Source organism: Tenacibaculum sp. IMCC1, from assembly GCF_054906355.1.
On sequence record NZ_CM142818.1, the window covers coordinates 1,861,519 to 1,884,172 of the forward strand.

Genomic DNA, 22,654 nt, shown 5'->3' on the forward strand with positions numbered 1-22,654 from the left:
AACAATGTTAAAAATAGAAAACTTACACGCACAGGTAGAAGACAAAGATATTCTTAAAGGAATTAACTTAGAAGTAAAAGCAGGAGAGGTTCATGCAATTATGGGACCAAACGGTGCAGGTAAAAGTACCTTATCATCTGTAATTGCCGGTAATGAAACTTACGAAGTAACTTCTGGTTCTATTGAATTAGAAGGAGAAGATATTAGCGAATTAGCTCCTGAAGAAAGAGCCCATGCTGGTGTATTCTTATCATTCCAATACCCTGTAGAAATACCTGGTGTTACTGTTACAAACTTTATTAAAACAGCCATTAACGAATCTCGAAAAGCCCAAGGTTTAGAAGAAATGCCTGCTAAAGATATGCTTAAAAAGATTCGTGAGAAATCAGAATTATTAGAAATCGATCGTAAATTCTTATCTCGTTCTTTAAACGAAGGATTTTCAGGAGGTGAGAAAAAACGTAATGAGATTTTCCAAATGGCTATGTTAGAACCTAAATTAGCTATTTTAGATGAAACTGATTCTGGTTTAGATATTGATGCTTTACGTATTGTGGCTAATGGAGTTAATAAGTTAAAATCTAAAGATAACGCTGTAGTAGTTATTACCCACTATCAACGTTTATTAGAATATATCGTTCCTGATTATGTACACGTTTTACATGATGGAAAAATTGTTAAAACTGGAGATGCTTCTCTTGCTTTAGAGCTTGAAGAAAAAGGATACGATTGGATTAAAGCAGAGGTAAATAGTTAAAAAGTTGAAAAGTAAAAAGCGAAAATTTGCTCATAAGATAAGCCACTTTTCAGTTTTACAAACTTTTATACTTTATAAACTTTACAACTAAAAACAATGGAGTTGAGAGAAAAAATATTATCATCATACGTAGCTTTTGAAGACAATGTAAATATTAATTCAGATTTACATGAAATAAGAACAAAAGCACTACAAAATTTTGAAAAATTAGGCTTTCCTACAAAAAAATTAGAAGCTTGGAAATACACTTCTTTAAATTCAGTTTTAAAAGAAGATTATAGTATTTTTCCTGATAGAGATGCTTCTGTAGAGTTTGCTGATGTAAAAAAATACTTCATTCATGAAATAGATAGCTATAAAATAGTTTTTGTGGATGGTAAATACAGTTCTTTTTTATCAACTACTACTCATGATGGAAAAGATATTTGTTTATTATCTGCTGCTTTTTCTAAAGAAAAGTATAAGCCTATTATTGAAAAATATTTTAACAAAATTGCTAAACAAGACAATTTAACGTCTTTAAATACAGCTTTTGCTACAGAAGGTGCATTCATTCACATCCCAAAGAATGTTGAAGTTGAAAAACCTATTCAGATAATTAATTTTACTACGGGTAAAGAACATGCAACCATGTTACAGCCTCGTAATTTAATTATTGTAGAGCAAAATGCACATGTTCAAATAATAGAGCGTCACCAAAACCTTAATAATAATGCTGTGTTAACAAATGTTGTAACTGAGATTTATACAGACACACATGCTACAGTAGATTATTACAAGATTCAGAATGACAATAATGATGCTTCTTTAGTTGATAATACATATATCGAGCAACAGAAAGAAAGTACATGCTCTGTACATACTTTTTCTTTTGGTGGCAATATTACTAGAAACAACTTAAACTTCTACCAAAAAGGAGAATATATTAACTCTATTTTAAAAGGAATTACCATTATTGAGGGGAAACAACACGTTGACCATCATACTTTGGTAAACCATATAGAGCCTAACTGTGAAAGTCACCAAGACTATAAAGGTATTTATACCGATCGTTCTACTGGTGTGTTTAATGGTAAAGTTATTGTTGAAAAAGAAGCTCAAAAAACAAATGCTTACCAACAAAACAACAATGTTTTAATAAGTGATAAAGCAACCATAAATGCTAAACCTCAATTAGAAATTTTTGCTGATGATGTAAAATGCTCTCATGGTTGTACCATAGGTCAATTAGACGATCAAGCTTTATTTTATATGCAGCAAAGAGGTATTCCAAAGAAAGAAGCAAAAGCTTTACTTATGTACGCCTTTGCAAATACTGTTTTAGAGAGTGTTAAAATACCAGAGGTTAAAAAAAGAATTACCAAATTAATTGCCAACAAATTAGGGGTTAATATTGGTTTTGAACTATAAAACAAACAAAAGGCATTATATTTAATAATGCCTTTTTAATTCTTTAAATGTTATGAAGTATAAGTTTTTAAAAAGCTTATCAACCCCTTACCCATATTTATTTCATACCAAAAGAAACCTTATTATTGCTTGTATACTAAGTATTGTAATATTCTTAGTTAACTATTACTTTTCTCAAAATACTGTTACAAACAATTTTTTTCCATGTTTAACGGCTAGTATAGTTACTTTTTTTAGCATCTTATTTTTTACTGAATTGGTGCCCACCATTTTTTTTACTTCTGAAATTAAAGAAAATTGGAATACTTTAAGAGAATTTTTCTTTACTCTTGGTATTCTTATTTCAATAGCTCTTTTTCAAAATAGTTTTCTGTACCCTATCAAAAATAGTGTTAATAGTAATTTTTTTTTAAGTTTTATTAATACTTTCTCTTATGTTATTTTAATAGGTACTACACCTATACTCATTATTATTTGGATAAACTATGTGGTTATTTTAAAAGAAAATTTAAGAAGTGTTAAAGCGTACAATAAAGAGCTCGAGAAAGAATTAAAACAAAAAAACAAAGAGATTGTTTTATCTATAAAAACGAATAATATAAATGAGACATTAATTCTTGATTTGGCTACTTTTTTATTCGCTAAATCCGAAGGGAATTATGTAGACATATACACTAAGACTCTTAACTCTGTAGACATTAAACCATACAGAATATCTATTCAAAAATTACTTAATAATTTATCTGATTACCCCTTTATTTTAAGTACACATCGTTCTTATATAATTAATATTAAAAATATTAGAAGAACCTCAGGAAATGCGAGGAACTATAAAATTTCATTTCCTAATGTTTCCCATGAGGTTCCTGTATCTAGAAATAAATTTAAATTATTTAAAGAGAAGTTTGACAAGTTTTATAAATAGAATTTATAATGTATATCCTACTCCCATTCCAAAAAACAATCTTGAATCAAAATCACCTGGTCTAAACCTTCCGCTATCAAGAATTCCTTTTAGTGAACTCCAAACATCAAAGGTTATAGTTACTCTATTAAAAGTATAACCTAGAGAATTTATCATTCCGTAATTAAAGTAAGAATGTGAGTTTTTATACTTTTCATATACACCTATGTGATCTATATATAAACTTCCTTTTGATTTTAAGTTAGTATAGCCAAGAAAAGGTTGAATTGACATGTAAAATCTTCTTTTATTGAAAGGATAAAAACTAAAATCTACCAAACCAACAACAGATAAGTCTCTTGTGTAGCCATCAACAAAACCTGTAAACATATTTTCGTCTTCATTAATAAAACTGTTTTGATAGGCTGCTCCTACCATTAAGGTAATCTTCTTACTTTCCAACAATTTCCTTTTCGCTTTAAAAACAAAACCATAATGCTTTCCAAAACTTGTATTAATTATATCAGTCGTATAGCCCAATTCTAATTTCCACTTTCTTGTAGTATCATGTTCTTGAGCATTCATAAAAAAACTACTTAACAATACTATGTATAAAATTTTCTTCATTTTTTTCTTATTGAATAATTTTTAATCCATTTTTAAATCCTATGATTGGACTATTTCTGTGAGAAATATTTTCTAATCTTTCATAACTGAAATTAAAATCATTATAGTTATTCAATTTTAGTCGCTTAACCATTGCTTTAAATGATGCGTTCATACCAACTCCTTCAAGGTCTCCCATAGCCATGTAAAAAGATTTGCCATCTAACAAACTCAACTTCTTAGCTTTTTCTTCTAAATCGAAAATAAATGAGTTATACCACATTAAATTAGGGCTTACCACAATTGCATTATCAAAAGGGTTTTCTTGTTCTTCTTGCAGCATAACATATAAAGCAAAATAACCTCCAAGTGAATGCCCATAAATTGTTTTTGTTAAACTCTTTATTTGATAATCTTCTTCAATCACAGGGATTAACTCAGAATTTAAAAAGCTAATAAACTTGTTTGCTCCTCCTGAATCTCCATCAAAATCTCTGTCATATGGGTAAGAATAATCTGTACCTCTTTCATTATCGCCCGCATAACCTATGCTCACTATAACGGTATTTTCTTTTTTTTCTAAGCTTAACATTTGCATACATTCATTATAATAGTCGTCACCATCTAATAAATAAATCACGTGACAATCTTTAGTTACATCAACTTCTTCAATGCTCCCTATTTTAATAGCATACTTAAAATTTGTTGAGTTCGATTTTAGAGTGAATTTTTGCTGCTTAATGTTAGAGGGTAAATCTTCTTCAGTGCAACTCATAAAGAAAAAGAGTATAAAACTTAAAAATACAAAAGGTTTTTTTGTGTAAGAATGCGTAATCATTTTTTATGTTTTTTATTAATCCGCATCAAAAATATCTCTCTCACTTGCCTTTAAATATTGTAAAAAGATATATGGTATGAAATGTTCTTTATTTGTGACAAATGGACTCTTTATAGTATAGTTTATATAGTGATTTTTCTTTTAAACCATACTTTTTTAAACCTGATTAAAAATTTTTCTTTATTTTGATGAAGCCTATTAAATAAGTATTACTAATCGCTGATGTTGTATAGAAAACTTACATTCTTGTACAATCGAAAATACAAGTTTTTATGAGTGACATAAACTTAACCAAAGCGCAAAACAACACTGCTTTTTATATGATGATTAGTATTATTGTTATTTATTTAAGCTCACTTTATTGTAAAAAATAATAATAACAATTTCTCTTTTTTAAAACCTCTCCAAAAGGTCTTTTTTGCTTCAATGAAATATTTGTGTAATGAATTAAATTTATCTACGTCAAAAGTATTGTAAACTAATTTATTTACTTAAAATTTAAAAAAATGCGAAAAACAATTACTCTCACTTTTACCTTCATACTAATTTTTGTGAGTATTCAAACACAAGCACAAACTGATGTATATGATGCTTTATTAAAAACCTATGTTGACTCTCAAGGCAATGTGGATTATAAGGGACTAAGAAAAAATCGGGCGGTTTTAGATATATATATAAAGCATTTGGATAACACCATACCTAGTAATAAATGGTCGCAAAATAAAGCAAAAGCTTTTTGGATTAACGCTTACAATGCTTATACAATCAAATTAATTTTAGATAGTTATCCTTTAAAAAAAATTACCGACATTAAACGTAAAGGAAGAAATGCTTGGAAGATTCCTTTTGCTTCTGTTGGTAAAAAACTATACTCGCTAGATTATATTGAGCATAAAATACTTCGTAGATGGCATGATGACCCTAGAATTCATGTTGCCTTAAATGCAGCATCTAAATCTGGACCTCGATTTGTAAATTTTGCTTTTACTAAAGAGAATATAGAAGAAGCGTTGGAAAACTTAATGAAAGCTTTTATAAACGACTCCACAAAAAATAAGATTACGTTAACTAAAGTTGAAGTTTCAAAAATATTTCAATGGTACCAAGAAGACTTTACCTCTCGTAATACTTTAGTAGATTATATAAATAAGTACTCTCACATTAAAGCTAATGATAATGCCGAAGTGCTATATTTGGACTACGATTGGAGCTTAAACAACAAATAGATTACGTTTAAAAGATGAAAGACACATCTTGTTTTTCATCTTTTAAACATGCTGGTCTATTAAAATCATGTTTCCATCAGGATCAAAGAAAACGATGCTAGAAGGGCCAGAAGTCTCTTCATCTGCCTCACTTTTCAATTTGATGTGATTTTCTTTTAAATGTTGTTGAATGGTTCTTACATCGTCAAAGTCATCTAACTCATTGGCATTTTCATCCCAACCTGGATTAAAAGTAAGAATATTATTTTCAAACATACCTTGAAACAACCCAATTAACGAATTACCATTTTTCATAATCAAATAATTGCTTTCTATTTGACCTGCAAAAACAGTGAATCCCAACGTTTCATAAAATTCTTTCGACTTATTAATATTTTTCACTGATAAACTAATTGAAAAGGCTCCTAGTTTCATAATTTTATAGCTTTAATTTTTTTCTTCAAAAAATATAATACTCCCTTTTTACAAATAAATTTTTAGTCTGTTTAATAACAATTTATGACAGTAAGAAGAGTGTATAAGATAATTATTTTATTCAATTCATCCTTTTAAAAATAAATAAAAAAATCCCACACAAGTTGTGTGGGATTTTTTTATTTATCTGTATAAACTTTATACTACATTTCTAAAGCTTTGGTAGGGTTATTATTCATTAATAGCTCTACAGGATTTTCTAACGCTTCTTTTACAGCTACTAAGAATCCAACAGACTCACGACCATCAATAATTCTGTGATCGTATGATAATGCTACATACATAATTGGTTGAATCACTACTTCGCCATTAACTGCCATTGGGCGATTTACAATATTATGCATTCCTAAAATCCCGCTTTGTGGAGGATTGATAATTGGTGTAGATAACATAGAACCAAATACACCACCATTCGTGATAGTAAACGTACCTCCTGTCATTTCATCAACTGTAATTTGTCCGTCACGTGCACGTAATGCTAAACGCTTTACTTCGCTCTCAACTCCTCTAAACGTTAAATTTTCAGCGTTTCTTATTACTGGCACCATTAATCCTTTAGGACCTGATACTGCAATAGAAATATCTTGGAAATCGTGACTTACTTTGTAATCTCCATCAATCATAGAATTTACATCTGGATACATTTTTAAAGCTCTTACTACTGCTAAAGTAAAGAATGACATAAATCCTAAACCTACACCGTGTTTTGCTTTAAACGCTTCTTTATATTCGTTACGTAAGTCGAAAATTGGTTGCATATTAACCTCATTAAAAGTAGTTAACATCGCTGTTTCGTTCTTTACAGAAACCAAACGTTGCGCTACTTTACGACGTAACATTGATAACTTTTTACGCTCTGTACCACGAGATCCCATTCCTGGAGTTCCCATTGAAGGCACTGCTTTTACAGCATCTTCTTTTGTTACACGACCGTCTTTACCAGTTCCTTTAACATCAGATGGATTCATCCCTTTTTCAGCTAATACTTTCTTAGCTGCTGGAGATGCTGTACCAGTTGCATATGTTTCTTTTGCTGGTTCAGCCTTAGGTGCTTCTTTTTTCTCCTCAGTTTTTGGTGCAGCTGCTTTTGGTGCTCCAGCTCCATCTGGCTTTGCAGCATCCATATCAATATGACAAACTACTGCTCCTACTGCTACTGCATCACCCTCTTCAGCTTTTAAAGTGATTATTCCGCTTTCTTCCGCAGGTAATTCTAACGTTGCTTTGTCAGAATCTACTTCGGCAATTGGTTGATCTTTCTCAACGTAATCACCATCTTCAACTAACCAAGTTGCGATTTCTACTTCTGTAATTGATTCCCCCGGAGAAGGAACTTTCATTTCTAAAACCATCAGTTCTAAATTTTATATATCTGAATTATTTTATTTCTTTTATTTGGGCGTTTCCCTATCAGGTCGGGCTTTTCGCACTACACGGTAGTTTGCTTCTATCCCTAACGCATTTATTTTTTAATCAAAAACCTTATCTATAATAGCTTGATGACGTCTTTTAAAACGTGCACTTGAACCTGCTGCTGGCGCCGAACGGTACTCTTCCGAGGCACATTCTAACCTAGCTAATTCAAAACGTTCTAACATATAACTCCAAGCTCCCATATTTTTAGGTTCTTCTTGCGCCCAAACATAACGTTCTACATTTGGATACTTATCCATTACTTCTTTAATTTTATCATTATGTAATGGGAACAATTGCTCTATACGAACTAAAGCTACATCTTCTCTTTCTAACTTTTCACGTTCTGCTAATAAGTCATAATAAAATTTACCTGTACAGAACACCATTTTCTTAACTTTTGATGTATCGATAGTATCATCAATCACTTCTTGAAAAGTTCCGTTTGCTAAATCTTCAATAGGGTTTACTGCTTTTGGTAAGCGTAATAAACTTTTTGGTGTGAAAACAATTAATGGTTTTCTAAAATCACGCTTCATCTGACGACGCAAAATATGATACATATTTGCTGGTGTAGAACAGTTTGCTATTGTCCAGTTATCAGTTGATGACGATTGTAAGAAACGTTCAATTCTACCTGATGAATGCTCTGGTCCTTGACCTTCATACCCGTGAGGCAATAACATTACCAATCCGTTTTGTAACTTCCATTTATCTTCTGCCGAAGAAATATACTGGTCGAACATAATTTGTGCTCCGTTGGCAAAATCACCAAACTGAGCTTCCCAAATGGTTAAGGTATTTGGAGCTGCCATTGCATATCCATAATCAAAACCTAACACTCCATATTCTGATAAGTGAGAGTTGTAAATAGTCATCTCTCCTTTATTCTTAGGGTTTGTGTTTAATAAATTTACACGCTCTAAAGTTTCTTCATCACGCATAATTGCATGACGGTGAGAGAACGTTCCTCTTTCTACATCTTCTCCTGAAATACGAACATCGTATCCTTCTTCTAACAACGTACCGTATGCTAAGTTTTCAGCTGTACCCCAATCTAATAAGTTATCTTCAAAAACCATTTTTTCACGACCTTTTAAGATACGTTCTGCTTTACGAACAAACTTGTGTCCTTCTGGTGTTTTTGAAATAACTCTTGCTATGCCTTTTAAACCATCTACTGAATAGGTTGTATCTACAGGCTGTAACATATCTTGTAATTGCTTACGTACAAACCCATCCCATACATCAGGCATGAACTCTTGAATTTTAGACGTTTCTTTCTTTTTAGATTCTGTAAATTCAGCCTCTAAATGCGCCTTAAATTCATCTGTTATTTTCTGTAAGTAATCCGTTGTTATACTTCCTTCTTCTATTAATTTATTAGCATAAATTTCTCTTGCATTTTTATGCTTAGAAATTGCCTTATATAATTTTGGCTGAGTAAAACGTGGTTCATCTCCTTCGTTATGACCGTATTTACGGTATCCTAATAAGTCAATAAAAATGTCTTTGTTGAATTTCATACGATATTCAACAGCCATTTCCATAGCGTGACAAACAGCCTCAGCATCATCAGCGTTTACGTGTAATACTGGAGATAACGTTACTTTAGCTACATCAGTACAATACGTACTTGAACGAGCATCTAAATAATTGGTTGTAAAACCAACTTGATTATTTACTACAATGTGTATAGTACCTCCTGTTTTGTATCCGTTTAATTGTGCCATTTGCACAACCTCATACACAATACCTTGAGCTGCCACAGCGGCATCTCCATGTACTAAAATTGGTAATATTTTATTTTCGTTTCCTTCGTAGTCTTTATCAATTTTAGCTCTAACAATTCCTTCAGCAACTGCATCAACGGTTTCTAAGTGAGATGGATTTGGAACTAAATTCATCTTCATCTTTTGTCCACCTTGATACGCTTTGCTTAAGGTTAAACCTAGATGATACTTAACATCTCCATCTATATCTTGATCTTCAAAATCTTTTCCTTCAAACTCACTAAATAAATCGCGAATAGGTTTTTTAAAGATGTTTACCAAAGTGTTTAAGCGTCCACGATGTGCCATTCCTAACACGCATTCTTCCACTCCATACAATTCAGCCGCGTCTCTAAGCGCTACACTTACCCCTGGAATTAATGTTTCTCCTCCTTCAACAGAGAATCGTTTTTGACCTACATACTTTGTTTGCAAAAAGCTTTCGAAAGTTGATGCTTGATTTAGCTTCGTAAGAATATACTTTTTAGACTCTACATCATAGCTTGGATGGTTAGCATTCTTATTCAAACGCTCATTCCACCACTTTAACTCTTCAGGGTTGCGTACATACATATACTCAACTCCAATGCTTTCGCAGAAAACAGACTTTAAATAGTTTATAATTTCTGCTAAACTTTTAGGTCCTATTCCTAAAATCTCTCCTGCATTGAAAACAGTGGATAAATCTGATTGATTTAATCCAAAGTTTTCAATATCTAATGTTGGAGTATATGTTCTTCTATTTCGTACTGGGTTTGTTTTGGTAAACAAATGGCCACGGGTACGGTAACCGTTAATTAAATCGATTACTAAAAATTCTTTACGTACTTCTTCAGGGACTTCTACCGAAACTTCTTCATCTGTTAATGAGTATTTCTCGTTAGCCAAATCATATCCTTGAAAAAAACTTCTCCAACTTGGTTCTATCGCATCAGGATTTTTTTGATATTGTTCATACAAATCACCTATAAAACCTGCATGTGCTGCGTTTAAGAACGAAAACTTGTCCATATATTTTGTTATACTTTTCTATCAATAAGAATAATGGAGACAAAAGTACAACTTTTACGAAAAATACCATTCCTTTTTAGTCTAATTTTAAACTCTTTAACGAGTATTAGCTTTTTGTTAAATTTCAGTTAAAAACATAATTCCCTTAAAAAATAAACAACTGAAATCCAGAGGTAAGTAATTTTAATCTTACTTTTTTTAAAAAATAATTTGCAGATATAAAAAATCCCCTTAAATTTGCACTCGCATTTTAAGACAAGTATGTTTTAAATTCCTCCTTAGCTCAGTTGGTTAGAGCATCTGACTGTTAATCAGAGGGTCCTTGGTTCGAGCCCAAGAGGGGGAGCAAAGGCAAGGTAGAAGCCGATAATTTCTACAGTACATATATATTGTTCTACATGAACATTCCTCCTTAGCTCAGTTGGTTAGAGCATCTGACTGTTAATCAGAGGGTCCTTGGTTCGAGCCCAAGAGGGGGAGCAAAACAAAAAAAATCAATCTTTTTTAGATTGATTTTTTTGTTTTAATGATTTTCTATCAAAACCACTCTATTTATTACATCTTTTTTACATCTTTCTTCTCCATAAATGTCTTTTTCACCTCAAAATACACGACATTGTAATACAATCTAAGAATACTATAGTATCAGATAAATAACACCTAAACCTATTGTAATATAATCCCGTTTCTTCATCTTCATACTGCCCCTGATATCTAAAAGGATGCAACGTTTTTTCTCCCGTAAAACTAAGAGCTTTTACGTAATAAGAAAACCACAGCTAAAACTGTGGTTTTGATTTTATCAAAATAGCCATATTTCTTTTAGTTCAATTCAAAAAAGTCTTCTAGGAAATTATTGAAACTATTCCATTTTTTGTCATAGTAATCATCATTAGACAGTTGCTTCATATTTTGCGCCTCTATTAACTTAACACTATCATCATCTTTGTTGTATAATAAGTAGTCATCTGATTCACTTATTAATAAAGAAAAGAATTTTGAATTAATTTTATCATATTTCCTTAATATCATAGTTTGACTCTTATCAAATTGCTTAATGTCAAGCATAAAATCAATAAGAGTACCTTCACTACCATAATACTCATCACTATAAACACTCATAAACTCAATGAAACTTGAGTTCTTTTTTTGACTAAAACCTAACTCTTCAAGCCTTTTTTTATAGTCTTTTTCATACTGAGGCAATATTTTATCAGCATTACCCTCCAAGTACTCTTTTATTTTTTCTGTTAACATAAATAGAATTTATAATTATTTACAACCATTTAACCTAGCTCGTTTTGCTTTCTCTTATCTAGATCTATCTTTACAATAATTTGTTCTATCATTATCAAAAGCTTTTCTATTTACAGGGTCATAGGGATTTTTGACCTTCTCCACTTACTTTATATGGATGTAGGGCACTAGTTCTATCATACGTTTTATGCACTTCATCGGTCATTTCAAAAAGTGGACCATGTCCTTTTTGCTTAGAATGATGCAAATTCATTGGTTTTCCATCTTTACCAAGGGGAGCTCTCCCTTTAGACATTCTATCAAGGTTAGTTCTACCTTTATCATCAATTATATCAAAATCTATATTTTGTTGAAAAATTTTATATGTATTACCTGTTCCTTTAGGACTTGTAGCAGTCCATATTGTAGTAGAACTAAATACACCTGTTAACCCAAACGGATCTACCCAAATAGTACTATTAGCTACATAAGAATACATGTTAGGCATTCTACCAGCCAGTCCAATCGGGTCTTGGCTAATGTACGTTCCTGTATCGCTTGAATAATAACGAAAGCGGTTGTAATACAATCCCGTTTCTTCATATTCATACTACCCTTGGTAACGAAATGGTATAAAAGAACGTTTACCAGTAATATTACGAATTTTACCGTAAATATTATATTCTGCTTCCCATGCTTTATCTTCTTTATTTTTATATAAAATTGTGTTTTCTAGTTCTACTACATTCTCACAAGCAAGGTATTTATGCCAGCTAGTGCCTTACTTAGAGACTCTAAAACTCAAATAAGTATAACAATAAAAACAACTACATCTAAATATGCCTATTTCTATTTTGCATTGTTTTCTAATTTAGAATATTAACATAATAAAAGTCAGTGAAGTCAGTTTTTCACTTCCAAAACCCTGCATGAGAATTTTGAAATTGATATTTCAAAGCCAAAGACTCAAACTCATTAGTTTCAGAATTATCCTTACTTCTAAAGTAAAAAGTATCTAATAACATATTCTTTGCAATCTTTTTAATCTCTCCAAATTCTATATTAGCATCTGTTATTGCTAATTTTTCCAATTTTTTATATGAGACTATATTATGGATATTCTGCAAATTTTTACAATTTAAAAATTCTAGTCTTTTAATTATTTTAGACTTCAAAGAAGGAACTTCTGTAATCGTATTTACTCTATTGAATGAGATATTTTCTAAATCTAACAATTCGTTTAAAAATGAAAAATCAGCAATTTTCTTACAAAAACTAAGTTTTATAGTTTTTAAACTGGGATATTTTTGTGTCAGCAGATGTTCATTTTGTACATTATCAAGAATGACGAGTTCTTTTAAATTAGTATTCTTCGAAACATATTCTAAATTAATATCTTTTAGTTTAATCTTCACTAAAGAATCTTTGATTATGCTATAATCTTTTTTGTTTATTGAATGTTCAAAACTTAATTCTTTAAGATTATTATGTTTTTTCAGAACATTTAAGTTTATTTTTTTGTTATAAAACCCACCTAGAGAAAACGACTGTAAATCTTTTATGTAATCAATCTTATCTATACTTTCAAGAGGGGTTGAAGAACCAACAATAATACTAATATGTTTCAAATTATTTAAAAATTGTAATACATCCAAATTTCTAAATAAATTATCTCGATTTGTTTTGTTAGGATCACAAAACAGAATTAATTTAATACTTGAAATATCATTAAGAATTTCATTCAGTTTATTCAAAACATCTGCGCTAACTCCTTTTTCTATAGTTATGGTATTATTCTCTTTCAAAAAAGAAATATTATTTCTCAAATAAGATAGGTCTTTCTTGTCTAAATTAATATTTTAATTATTTACACATTCCTTTAGGTTTATAATGATCTTTAACTCTTTTATCTATTATTTCATCATAATCATCACCAAAAATATCAACCAACCATTTACACTCAAAATATTTGGTATTATACTTTATAAACTAAATAAGTTTTCAAACATTAAAAAACAGCTACAAATTAATGTAACTGCTTTTATTTTCATCTCTACACTGATTACAAATCCTCATCAACAAATTTAAAAAATTACTCATCTATCAATTAATCTCCTTCAAATAGACCTATATACTTTAAGCCATTGTAACTCTCCTTTGGTTCTTTTATTTCTAAACTGGAATCTTGATACCACAATATTGCATTAGCTTTTTTTATCCCTAAGCTCTTACAAACTTCTTTTACGTTATCCCATTCATATTCATCTATTGCCGCCTCTTCTAAAATTTCATCTAATTCAATTTCTTTCTCAAATAATGGTATAATCCCTATAAAGTCGTGATCAAACCATTTTTTCCCTATATCAGTACAGAAACCACATACTTTATAGTTTGGATCATCAAAATCTCCTTCAGTAGAATAATCTAACTTAAAATATTTCAAATATTCTTCTTGTGAAATATTTACACTACCAATCCATAAGTGTACTTTATTTTCTTCCATTTTATATTATTTACAAGGTGATAATTTCATGTGCTTTTTATGGTGCTTTGCAATTATTTTTTTAGCCTCTAACTTAGTTTTTGCTCCTTTTAAATCTTCTATTAATTTATTATGAAAATGTCTACCTGCTCTACTTCCATGATGTTTTCCGTCAGGTAATATATTCCCTCTTTTATCTTTAACATTTGTAAATATTATACGATCAGTCTCAACGGTCATTTTCTTTATTTCTTCAGCTGTAAATCCAAGTTCTTTAGCCTTAGCTGCCTGAGAAACTGGAAACATTTCATGCATACCACCAGTCCCTCTTAAAGCACTAGATACAGACTCTTTATTAGCTATTATATCCTGGACAGATGCTTTATTAAACCATTCATTAAACCCTCCTTTAGGCCATGGTGCTAACCCTAAAGGGTCAATACATGTATTACTATCATATACATACGCATAAAAATTAGGCTCGCCAGAAAGTAACCCAATGGGGTCTTTACTTATGTAAGTTCCTGACTCTGGAGAGTAATACCTAAACCTATTGTAATACAAGCCCGTTTCTTCATCCTCATACTGCCCCTGATATCTAAAAGGAATGAACGTTTTTTCTCCTGTAAAACTAAGGGGTTTTCCGTATACACCCAACCCACATTCCATCTCTTTTCTTTTGCCTTCATTGGACTCTATTAGGCTTAAAACCAAATAAACTTTCTTACGACAAAAAACACAGTTTAATAACTGTGTTTTTTATCGTATTCTTTTATTACTTACCTCACTTGTAGTGAACCTTATATAAAAAAAAGAGAGGACTAAAAAATTATTGAAAAGTCATTTTCTTTTATTCCTTCTTCTATCCTAGTAGGGTGATGAATTATCCATTCTTTATATTTTGACCTCTCATCAACACTTATATTCATCTTCTGCCCTCCTTTCCATAATATAGGAGAACCTATATCTCCTAATAAAAATGTTATTCCACTATAATTAGAATCTTTTTCTTTATCATAATTTTCAGTTTCAAATATAAACCTCCATCTCTTTTTCTCAAAAGCCATGGCTATATGAATGGGTTCAAACATTAGTCCTGAATTTATAATAATATCTTTATTCTCTGGTATACTTCCTCTATAATTAAATACTTCAATTAAATCTCCTGTAGTTTTATTTATATTGATTAATCTACCAAAAGCATAATCTTCATCTTTATCAAATTTATAATTTGAATAACTTTTTCTATTATCTTTTATACCCAATGGCAAAAACAATGGGATGAAAAATATATTTCCTTCTTTTTCTTCCATGTATTTCATATTATTTACATCCTTTTTTTAATTTATCATACTCAGCTTTAAATGCCTTTCCTCTTTTATCTGTTCTTGTTTTGTCAAATGAGTTTATTTTATTACCTCTATTGGTCGTTGAAATATCTTCTCCTATTATGCCAGTTTTTGTACTATGCTTTTCAATTAAAAATTGCTCATGTCCCCTAGCTTGCTCAATAGTTAAATCTTCATGCAAAACTTTATGTATTGTATTGTTCCCATACCTACCAGTATCCATATGTTGATCCATCCTAACTTGAACATTCTGTTTTGTAATTCCAATATAGTACGGGGTTACACTTCCTTTATCATATAAAGCATATACAGAAAATCCTCCAGTACCTAAAGGATCCAACCCATAAGGGTCAACCCATGTATTACTATCGTGAACATAGGCATAAATATTCGGATTATTCCCTGCCAACCCAATCGGATCCTGAGAAATGTAAGTTCCTGTATCAGGTGAATAATATCTAAACCTATTGTAATACAAGCCCGTTTCTTCATCTTCATACTGCCCTTGGTAACGAAAAGGAATGAACGTTTTTTCTCCCGTAAAACTACGAGCTTTTCCGTATATATCCAACTCACATTCCCATACTTTTTACCACTACTATGATATGTTTGTATAGGTGTACCTATAAGTTTTTTTCAAATTTTATAAGCGATGTGGATAACATGATGCGAAAAAACCACAGCATCGCTGCTGTTCTTTATATTTTCCTGACTCTTTGCCGCTTACTCATACACGGTACGAGCGTGACGCTCGCGCTAGCGAGGGGAGATATCTAACTATAACAAAGCTGTTTTGCAACGCATTAACGATATAGAAAAATTAGATAATAGCACTAAAAGTATCTTATTTAACCTTATTGATACCTACATACAAAACTTTAAAACAAAACAAGCATTTGCGCAATAAAAAAACCACAACTCTAAACTGTGGCTTTTCTATTTTTAAATATTATTTAAGGTGGCTTTGATTACACAACTAATTAAACATCTGTATAAATAGAATGTCCTTCTTCTATAAAGTTAATTCCTTTTAAGTTAGCTTTTTCACACTTATTTTTAAAAACTTCTGTAACTATAATATAAGATTTATGTTCTTCCATTCTTACTATATCCATATTTTTCAAAGCACCTTTAATAAAATGAAGTTTTTTAATTTTTAAAGTACCATATCTGGTTTTTTCTGTAATTGATTTTTCTTCATCCATACAAGAAATTACATTTAGAATATTCAAAGCGAAAAAGTTAGTATTTTTATTTTGCTTATCATCTCTAATTATAACAGGAATAAACTCTATTTGGCTTTTAGTTAAATCAAGAAAAGTATCTCTAAATTTTTCACTTACTAATGGTAGACCAATAGTTGGTAATAAATCATAAGAGTTTATATAGCTATCTATTTTATCAACTGTATATAAAAAGGGGGATGCAAATTGTATTTTTTTCCTTCATTTAAAGTAGAAAAGTCTATATCGTTTTCATCATCGAAAACAAAACTAACATCTCTTTTGTAGAAATCTGAAAATTGATAATTCATTAATATAATTAGTCTGATAAATTATCAACAAATGTTTTGAAATGCTCTTTAAAGCTATCAGAAACTTTAACAGGTTCAGCCAATTTATTATCATATTTTATATCAAAACTAAAAATTGGTGAATCCTCTAGTTCTTCATCTAAAGAACACTTTAACGCATACAAATTTTCATAATCTTGATATTCAATAACCACAAACTCACCTCCAAGAGAAAATTCATCTCTTGCAAATAAAGTATCCCCTAAAACTGTACCTCTTTCTTCATTTTCTCCATCTGAATCTAAACCAAGTAATATACTATCACCAAAACCTATATATCCACATTCTGAAATATATTTTTTGTACTCTTTAGGTAATTTTAGACCAAGAATCTTTTCACATTCATTTATTATTCCACCTGATACATTTCCATCACTATAAAAAGTATCATCTTCTATGTTTTTTATAACATCAATATAACTCATGTTCTATAAAATTATTAACAACAACTTAATCCTTTAGCTCTTTCTTTCCAATATTTTTTTCTAAAACTTTCATAAGCATTATGCAATGCTTTATTGTTTCTAAAACTTCGTTTATTTTCTATTAAACCATGTAGTGCTTTATGATGTTTTTTATGGAATGAAGAAGTAAGCTCTACCATTGGCCCAGGTTCTTGCCCTATAACATGATGTAGATTTATTTGTTTTCCATCTATTCCTATAGGAGCATTCCCTGTTTTCATCAAATCTAAATTGGTAGCCCCATTGGCAATTCTCTTTCTAATGTGTTTATTAACACTTGAATCAACAATATCAGGAGTTCCTGTGACAAAATCTGTTCCGTTTTGATATACCTTTCTTCCTAAAACTTCGATAGGATTAAACTTTGTAAGTCCTAGAGGGTCAACCCAACTATTACTATCGCTTACATAGGCATACATATTCGGCATTCCTCCTGCTAACCCAATCGGGTCTTGACTTATGTACGTACCACTTTCAGATGAATAATAACGAAAACGGTTGTAATACAATCCCGTTTCTTCATCTTCATACTACCCTTGGTAACGAAATGGTATAAAAGAACGTTTACCAATAATATTACGAATTTTACCGTAAATATTATATTCTGCTTCCCATGCTTTATCTTCTTTATTTTTATATAAAATTGTGTTTTCTAGTTCTACTACATTCTCACAAGCAAGGTATTTATGCCAGCTAGTGCCTTACTTAGAGACTCTAAAACTCAAATAAGTATAAGTATAACAATAAAAACAACTACATCTAAATATGCCTATTTCTATTTTGCATTGTTTTCTAATTTAGAATATTAACATAATAAAAGTCAGTGAAGTCAGTTTTTCACTTCCAAAACCCTGCATGAGAATTTTGAAATTGATATTTCAAAGCCAAAGACTCAAACTCATTAGTTTCAGAATTATCCTTACTTCTAAAGTAAAAAGTATCCAATAACATATTCTTTGCAATCTTTTTAATCTCTCCAAATTCTATATTAGCATCTGTTATTGCTAATTTTTCCAATTTTTTATATGAGACTATATTATGGATATTCTGCAAATTTTTACAATTTAAAAATTCTAGTCTTTTAATTATTTTAGACTTCAAAGAAGGAACTTCTGTAATCGTATTTACTCTATTGAATGAGATATTTTCTAAATCTAACAATTCGTTTAAAAATGAAAAATCAGCATTTTTTCTTACAAAAACTAAGTTTTATAGTTTTTAAACTGGGATATTTTTGTGTCAGCAGATGTTCATTTTGTACATTATCAAGAATGACGAGTTCTTTTAAATTAGTATTCTTCGAAACATATTCTAAATTAATATCTTTTAGTTTAATCTTCACTAAAGAATCTTTGATTATGCTATAATCTTTTTTGTTTATTGAATGTTCAAAACTTAATTCTTTAAGATTATTATGTTTTTTCAGAACATTTAAGTTTATTTTTTTGTTATAAAACCCACCTAGAGAAAATGACTGTAAATCTTTTATGTAATCAATCTTATCTATACTTTCAAGAGGGGTTGAAGAACCAACAATAATACTAATATGTTTCAAATTATTTAAAAATTGTAATACATCCAAATTTCTAAATAAATTATCTCGATTTGTTTTGTTAGGATCACAAAACAGAATTAATTTAATACTTGAAATATCATTAAGAATTTCATTCAGTTTATTCAAAACATCTGCGCTAACTCCTTTTTCTATAGTTATGGTATTATTCTCTTTCAAAAAAGAAATATTATTTCTCAAATAAGATAGGTCTTTCTTGTCTAAATTCATATTTTAATTATTTACACATTCCTTTAGGTTTATAATGATCTTTAACTCTTTTATCTATTATTTCATCGTAGTCATCCCCAAAAGTATCAATCAACCATTTTTCTCCTAAATCTCTTCTATAGGTTTTTTTCTTATTATCCATATTTACTGGTCTTTGTGCATTAGTCATAGGGTCAATCTCTCCTGCTGCTTCCATTTTTTTCATTCTTTCATAAGTAATTTGTTCAACCCCTTGAGCTGTATCAGTATTAGGAATACCATCAAAAATATCTGTAGCTATATTTTTATTCCCATATCTTTTGGCAGCATTATACTTTGCCTTTCCCACGTATACTTCTTTGTTTCTTAAGTAAACTGTAGAGAGTCCAAAAGGATCTACCCATATATTAGAATTATTTACATAGCTGTAAAAATTAGGTTCTCTTGAAGCTAGTCTTATCGGATCTTGGGAAATATAAGTCCCTGACTCTGGTGAGTAATACCTAAACCTATTGTAATACAAGCCCGTTTCTTCATCCTCATACTGCCCCTGATATCTAAAAGGAATGAACGTTTTTTCTCCCGTAAAACTACGAGCTTTTCCGTATATATCCAACTCACATTCCCATACTTTTTTACCGCTACTATGATATGCTTGTATAGGTGTACCTAAATGATCGGTAATAATAGAATAAGTTTCATTGTTTTCTATTTTTGCTTGTGGCACAAAGCTGTCTTCTTCAAAAATCCAAGTAACTAAATCTTCCTTATCTGACAGACTCCATTCGTGTAAAGGCACATTTTTATCGTACACCCAATAGGTTATTTTTTGGTCGTTGTATTGTTTACTTATACGCCTGCCTAAAGCATCGTACGTAAATGAAATAACATCTTTATTAGGTTGTATTACCTGAGAGAGCATTCCGTTTTCTTCCCATGTATAACGCCAAACCTCAACACTTTTTTTAGCTCTTTTTTCTACTAAATTACCATTAGCATCATAGTTATACTCAAAATCTGGGCACGATAGTAACTGACCTGCTTTACCATAGGTTCGTTCATTTTGTGCTTCGGTTTGGTATAAATTACCTACCGCATCGGGTAGTTTATAGTCAAAACTACCATCTGAATACCCTGCCTTGGCTAAGTTATTAAAAGCGTCATAACTAAAAGCAACTCCTTTGTTTGCTATATTGTCAAAAATTCGGGTAAGCTTATCGTTAATATCCCAACTATAGCGCCTATGTGTGGTTTGTTTTTCATTTACTGAAACCGCATGTACTTCAGGTTTTCCATCGGGTCTTCTTTGCCAAGTATTGGTTACTCCTCCTGGTAAGTTACGTTCTATTTCTAAACCTAAAGCATCATAGGTATATTGTGCTTGCCAACTCGCTTCTTCTGTTTTGGCTACCGTATTGGCTATTGAGTTGTCTTTATTACGAGTAATAGCTATATTGGCTCCTAAACTACTTTCTAAATGGGTACGATATCCCATGGCATTATAGGTGCTTTTTACCTCAATACCGTTTTGGGTTTCGGTTATTATATTTCCTGTTTCATCTCGTTTAAAAACAACAGTAGCGTTTTTATTTATAGCCTGAACTAAAAGTCCGTTTTTATCGTATTGATAAGTTTCTTTATCTCCGCTTGGGTAAACTACTTCGCTTACTTTTCCTAAACGATCGTATGTTATTTTGGTACTTACTCCTAAAGGGTCTATTTTTTCAACTACATTTCCTACTGGATTTGTTAAATAACGTTGAGTTTTTCCATCAAACCCTATTTCTTTAACAATGTGTCCTGCTGCATTGCGCTTAAAGCTATACACATTTTTTTCTTCGTTAACTATGGCTTTTAAGTTATCGGCTCTGTCGTATTTAAAAAGTATTTCTGTATTGTTTTGTTTGCGACTTAAGAGTTTGCCTGCAGAATTGTATTTAAAATTTATATTATGTTGAGCGTCTTTTAGTTGTATTAAATTACCTAGGGCATCATATTTTAAGTTAATACGGTTGGCTTCCATAGTAACAATGCTTGTTACGCGCCCTAAACTATCGTATCGATAATTTTCTGCTATATTTTCGCTGTTTTTTATCGTTAGTACTCTACCTAACTCATCATATTTCCACTGGGTTACTACTTTATTATGATCGGTTATGGTATTTAATTGATAGTTTTTAGTATATGAGATATAGGTTCGTAAACCATTGGGGTTAATAACCGTGGTTAGTAAATTGTTTTCGTATTCGTAACGTGTTATATCGTTAGTATATCCTATTTGTGTTACAAGTTGCCCAATTTCGTTATATTCTAACAACATAACAGCTCCCATGGCATTGGTTACGCTTGTTAGTTTATTGTTTTCATAAGTATATAAGAGTTCTGCTCCGTTTGGTAACCGAATATGAGTTTGGTTTCCGTATACATCGTAACCGTAATAGGTGTTTTGCCCAAGAGCATCTGTATAACAAATTAGGTTATCGTTTAAATCATATTCCCAATATTCGCTGTGCCCTAAGGGGTTTTGTACTTGTACTATTTTTTCGTCATTAATATAATACGTAGTCGTGTTTCCTTTTCCATCTGTTATTTTAGTAACGCCCTTTTCGTATGTAAACTTCTCTACACTTGTACCATCGGTGAATCCTCGTTTGATACATTTTGGTTCGTCTGTTTTATTTTCATATTGCCAATAAAATACGCTTCCATTACCATCTATTTTTTTCGTTAAAAAGTTGTTATTGTATTCGTATTGCTCTGTAATACCTTCACTATTTGTTACCGAAGTTAATCTATTTTCTTCATCGTATTCATAGCTCACCAACGTATGCATTTTTCCTTCTGCCAGCACTTGCACCTGTACTATAAGATTATTTTCGTTACGTAAAAAGGTAATTTCACGATTGGCGGTATCGGTAATAAGCGCTAACATTCCGTTTGTATAATTCAAATCAATACTAAATTGATATTTTTGAACATTCGTTAGCTTATAATGGTTGTTTCCTAAAAAATTATCTTTGGTAAACACATACCATAAGTCTTCTTCGTAATTTTCTAGAATAATTTGATTTCCTTTACGTTGATAACTAATTTTTTCGTCTTTAAATACGTTTTCTTCTCCGTCTTCTACATAAGGTATGGATACAATGCTTCCATTGTTTTTTTTCCAGTTAATATATTGTTCGTGAACAACTAACTCTAAATATTGGTCAAAATTATGTGTCCAAATAGTACCTAAATCACTTTTATTGTAGGTTACCCAAGATTGGTTATTTCGTTTCCATTCAAACGGAATAATTCCTGGCAATTCAAAATCGGTATTTTGGATGTTTAACTGTCCGGTTGGGATGTGTAACATAGCTTTTTTCTTTTTTAGG

The 22,654-nt window shown here is 30.7% G+C and carries 23 protein-coding genes, 2 tRNA genes and 2 pseudogenes; 6 read left to right on the forward strand and 21 right to left on the reverse strand.

Annotated elements, in window-relative coordinates:
• The first annotated feature begins 4 nt into the window (after positions 1-4).
• From sufC to ACXIHB_RS08780, 3 genes are all read left to right on the forward strand, one after another.
• Entirely contained in the window at positions 5-757 is a 753-nt protein-coding gene (gene sufC, locus ACXIHB_RS08770) for a Fe-S cluster assembly ATPase SufC (RefSeq protein ID WP_047789907.1), read from the forward strand.
• 96 nt (positions 758-853) lie between these two features.
• On the forward strand, positions 854-2,167 hold the full coding sequence (gene sufD, locus ACXIHB_RS08775) for a Fe-S cluster assembly protein SufD (protein ID WP_159493467.1): 1,314 nt from the start codon (positions 854-856) through the stop codon (positions 2,165-2,167).
• A 52-nt stretch (positions 2,168-2,219) separates the two neighbouring features.
• The gene (locus ACXIHB_RS08780; protein ID WP_462098075.1) at positions 2,220-3,092 is read left to right on the forward strand and encodes a LytTR family transcriptional regulator DNA-binding domain-containing protein; all 873 of its coding nucleotides are present in this window, start codon (positions 2,220-2,222) and stop codon (positions 3,090-3,092) included.
• A 3-nt stretch (positions 3,093-3,095) separates the two neighbouring features.
• Here the strand turns inward: ACXIHB_RS08780 and ACXIHB_RS08785 are convergent, their stop codons facing one another.
• Both ACXIHB_RS08785 and ACXIHB_RS08790 read right to left on the reverse strand, forming a co-directional pair.
• Complete coding sequence (locus tag ACXIHB_RS08785; protein WP_173358890.1) at positions 3,096-3,698, reverse strand: hypothetical protein; 603 nt, start codon at positions 3,696-3,698, stop codon at positions 3,096-3,098.
• Positions 3,699-3,705: 7 nt separating this feature from the next.
• The gene (locus tag ACXIHB_RS08790) at positions 3,706-4,452 is read right to left on the reverse strand and encodes an alpha/beta hydrolase (RefSeq protein WP_462098076.1); all 747 of its coding nucleotides are present in this window, start codon (positions 4,450-4,452) and stop codon (positions 3,706-3,708) included.
• Between the two features lie 569 nt (positions 4,453-5,021).
• Here ACXIHB_RS08790 and ACXIHB_RS08795 point away from each other — a divergent pair.
• Entirely contained in the window at positions 5,022-5,741 is a 720-nt protein-coding gene (locus ACXIHB_RS08795; protein WP_073182176.1) for a DUF547 domain-containing protein, read from the forward strand.
• 42 nt (positions 5,742-5,783) lie between these two features.
• On the opposite strand, the gene ACXIHB_RS08800 is transcribed toward ACXIHB_RS08795, so the two are convergent.
• From ACXIHB_RS08800 to ACXIHB_RS08810, 3 genes are all read right to left on the reverse strand, one after another.
• The gene (locus tag ACXIHB_RS08800) at positions 5,784-6,155 is read right to left on the reverse strand and encodes a VOC family protein (protein WP_047789902.1); all 372 of its coding nucleotides are present in this window, start codon (positions 6,153-6,155) and stop codon (positions 5,784-5,786) included.
• 203 nt (positions 6,156-6,358) lie between these two features.
• Positions 6,359-7,567 (reverse strand): 2-oxoglutarate dehydrogenase complex dihydrolipoyllysine-residue succinyltransferase, encoded by a 1,209-nt coding sequence (odhB, locus tag ACXIHB_RS08805; protein WP_253679469.1) that lies wholly within the window; start codon positions 7,565-7,567, stop codon positions 6,359-6,361.
• Between the two features lie 117 nt (positions 7,568-7,684).
• Positions 7,685-10,411, reverse strand: a complete 2,727-nt coding sequence (locus ACXIHB_RS08810) for a 2-oxoglutarate dehydrogenase E1 component (protein WP_173358896.1) — start codon at positions 10,409-10,411, stop codon at positions 7,685-7,687.
• A 272-nt stretch (positions 10,412-10,683) separates the two neighbouring features.
• Here ACXIHB_RS08810 and ACXIHB_RS08815 point away from each other — a divergent pair.
• Both ACXIHB_RS08815 and ACXIHB_RS08820 read left to right on the forward strand, forming a co-directional pair.
• A tRNA-Asn gene (locus ACXIHB_RS08815) sits at positions 10,684-10,757 on the forward strand.
• Positions 10,758-10,817: 60 nt separating this feature from the next.
• Positions 10,818-10,891: transfer RNA gene (locus ACXIHB_RS08820), tRNA-Asn, on the forward strand.
• A 116-nt stretch (positions 10,892-11,007) separates the two neighbouring features.
• Here the strand turns inward: ACXIHB_RS08820 and ACXIHB_RS08825 are convergent.
• From ACXIHB_RS08825 to ACXIHB_RS08900, 16 genes and pseudogenes are all read right to left on the reverse strand, one after another.
• On the reverse strand, positions 11,008-11,139 hold the full coding sequence (locus tag ACXIHB_RS08825; RefSeq protein WP_253679468.1) for an RHS repeat-associated core domain-containing protein: 132 nt from the start codon (positions 11,137-11,139) through the stop codon (positions 11,008-11,010).
• Between the two features lie 94 nt (positions 11,140-11,233).
• Positions 11,234-11,668, reverse strand: a complete 435-nt coding sequence (locus ACXIHB_RS08830) for a hypothetical protein (RefSeq protein ID WP_159616834.1) — start codon at positions 11,666-11,668, stop codon at positions 11,234-11,236.
• Positions 11,669-11,786: 118 nt separating this feature from the next.
• The gene (locus ACXIHB_RS08835) at positions 11,787-12,119 is read right to left on the reverse strand and encodes an HNH/ENDO VII family nuclease (protein WP_462099335.1); all 333 of its coding nucleotides are present in this window, start codon (positions 12,117-12,119) and stop codon (positions 11,787-11,789) included.
• Positions 12,108-12,239: pseudogene (locus tag ACXIHB_RS08840) on the reverse strand (RHS repeat-associated core domain-containing protein); the annotation flags it as partial. The pseudogene ACXIHB_RS08840 and the gene ACXIHB_RS08835, both read right to left, overlap by 12 nt.
• Before the next feature lie 319 nt (positions 12,240-12,558).
• Positions 12,559-13,452, reverse strand: a complete 894-nt coding sequence (locus tag ACXIHB_RS08845) for a hypothetical protein (protein WP_201285150.1) — start codon at positions 13,450-13,452, stop codon at positions 12,559-12,561.
• Positions 13,453-13,754: 302 nt separating this feature from the next.
• Complete coding sequence (locus ACXIHB_RS08850; RefSeq protein ID WP_462098077.1) at positions 13,755-14,150, reverse strand: immunity 22 family protein; 396 nt, start codon at positions 14,148-14,150, stop codon at positions 13,755-13,757.
• A 6-nt stretch (positions 14,151-14,156) separates the two neighbouring features.
• Complete coding sequence (locus ACXIHB_RS08855) at positions 14,157-14,798, reverse strand: RHS repeat domain-containing protein (RefSeq protein WP_201285151.1); 642 nt, start codon at positions 14,796-14,798, stop codon at positions 14,157-14,159.
• Positions 14,799-14,950: 152 nt separating this feature from the next.
• Entirely contained in the window at positions 14,951-15,442 is a 492-nt protein-coding gene (locus ACXIHB_RS08860; RefSeq protein ID WP_172644866.1) for an Imm26 family immunity protein, read from the reverse strand.
• Between the two features lie 10 nt (positions 15,443-15,452).
• A complete protein-coding gene (locus ACXIHB_RS08865; protein ID WP_462098078.1) occupies positions 15,453-16,049 on the reverse strand; it encodes an RHS repeat-associated core domain-containing protein in 597 nt (198 codons plus the stop codon).
• Between the two features lie 409 nt (positions 16,050-16,458).
• Positions 16,459-16,914, reverse strand: coding sequence for an imm11 family protein (locus tag ACXIHB_RS08870; RefSeq protein ID WP_462099336.1), 456 nt, complete (start codon positions 16,912-16,914; stop codon positions 16,459-16,461).
• 106 nt (positions 16,915-17,020) lie between these two features.
• Positions 17,021-17,476, reverse strand: coding sequence for an SMI1/KNR4 family protein (locus ACXIHB_RS08875; protein WP_047790867.1), 456 nt, complete (start codon positions 17,474-17,476; stop codon positions 17,021-17,023).
• Positions 17,477-17,490: 14 nt separating this feature from the next.
• Positions 17,491-17,739, reverse strand: a complete 249-nt coding sequence (locus ACXIHB_RS08880) for an HNH/ENDO VII family nuclease (RefSeq protein ID WP_462099337.1) — start codon at positions 17,737-17,739, stop codon at positions 17,491-17,493.
• 156 nt (positions 17,740-17,895) lie between these two features.
• Positions 17,896-18,033, reverse strand: a pseudogene (locus ACXIHB_RS08885) (RHS repeat-associated core domain-containing protein); the annotation flags it as partial.
• A 319-nt stretch (positions 18,034-18,352) separates the two neighbouring features.
• Positions 18,353-18,532: a hypothetical protein gene (locus ACXIHB_RS08890; RefSeq protein ID WP_462098079.1), complete on the reverse strand. Its 180-nt coding sequence runs from the start codon at positions 18,530-18,532 to the stop codon at positions 18,353-18,355.
• Between the two features lie 163 nt (positions 18,533-18,695).
• Positions 18,696-19,298 carry a hypothetical protein gene (locus ACXIHB_RS08895; RefSeq protein WP_462098080.1) on the reverse strand — a complete coding sequence of 201 codons (603 nt, stop codon included), beginning with the start codon at positions 19,296-19,298 and terminating at the stop codon, positions 18,696-18,698.
• A 7-nt stretch (positions 19,299-19,305) separates the two neighbouring features.
• Positions 19,306-22,635, reverse strand: a complete 3,330-nt coding sequence (locus tag ACXIHB_RS08900) for an RHS repeat-associated core domain-containing protein (protein ID WP_462098081.1) — start codon at positions 22,633-22,635, stop codon at positions 19,306-19,308.
• Positions 22,636-22,654 lie beyond the last annotated feature (19 nt).

Excerpts from the sequence above, each read along its gene's own strand:
- sufC (WP_047789907.1), top strand. The coding sequence starts at position 5 with ATGTTAAAAATAGAAAACTTACACGCACAGGTAGAAGACAAAGATATT.
- odhB (WP_253679469.1), bottom strand. The coding sequence starts at position 7,567 with ATGGTTTTAGAAATGAAAGTTCCTTCTCCGGGGGAATCAATTACAGAA.
- ACXIHB_RS08855 (WP_201285151.1), bottom strand. The coding sequence starts at position 14,798 with ATGGAATGTGGGTTGGGTGTATACGGAAAACCCCTTAGTTTTACAGGA.
- ACXIHB_RS08800 (WP_047789902.1), bottom strand. The coding sequence starts at position 6,155 with ATGAAACTAGGAGCCTTTTCAATTAGTTTATCAGTGAAAAATATTAAT.
- ACXIHB_RS08785 (WP_173358890.1), bottom strand. The coding sequence starts at position 3,698 with ATGAAGAAAATTTTATACATAGTATTGTTAAGTAGTTTTTTTATGAAT.
- ACXIHB_RS08900 (WP_462098081.1), bottom strand. The coding sequence starts at position 22,635 with ATGTTACACATCCCAACCGGACAGTTAAACATCCAAAATACCGATTTT.
- ACXIHB_RS08860 (WP_172644866.1), bottom strand. The coding sequence starts at position 15,442 with ATGGAAGAAAAAGAAGGAAATATATTTTTCATCCCATTGTTTTTGCCA.
- ACXIHB_RS08830 (WP_159616834.1), bottom strand. The coding sequence starts at position 11,668 with ATGTTAACAGAAAAAATAAAAGAGTACTTGGAGGGTAATGCTGATAAA.
- ACXIHB_RS08895 (WP_462098080.1), bottom strand. The coding sequence starts at position 19,298 with ATGAATTTAGACAAGAAAGACCTATCTTATTTGAGAAATAATATTTCT.
- sufD (WP_159493467.1), top strand. The coding sequence starts at position 854 with ATGGAGTTGAGAGAAAAAATATTATCATCATACGTAGCTTTTGAAGAC.
- ACXIHB_RS08850 (WP_462098077.1), bottom strand. The coding sequence starts at position 14,150 with ATGGAAGAAAATAAAGTACACTTATGGATTGGTAGTGTAAATATTTCA.
- ACXIHB_RS08780 (WP_462098075.1), top strand. The coding sequence starts at position 2,220 with ATGAAGTATAAGTTTTTAAAAAGCTTATCAACCCCTTACCCATATTTA.
- ACXIHB_RS08875 (WP_047790867.1), bottom strand. The coding sequence starts at position 17,476 with ATGAGTTATATTGATGTTATAAAAAACATAGAAGATGATACTTTTTAT.
- ACXIHB_RS08790 (WP_462098076.1), bottom strand. The coding sequence starts at position 4,452 with ATGAGTTGCACTGAAGAAGATTTACCCTCTAACATTAAGCAGCAAAAA.
- ACXIHB_RS08795 (WP_073182176.1), top strand. The coding sequence starts at position 5,022 with ATGCGAAAAACAATTACTCTCACTTTTACCTTCATACTAATTTTTGTG.
- ACXIHB_RS08810 (WP_173358896.1), bottom strand. The coding sequence starts at position 10,411 with ATGGACAAGTTTTCGTTCTTAAACGCAGCACATGCAGGTTTTATAGGT.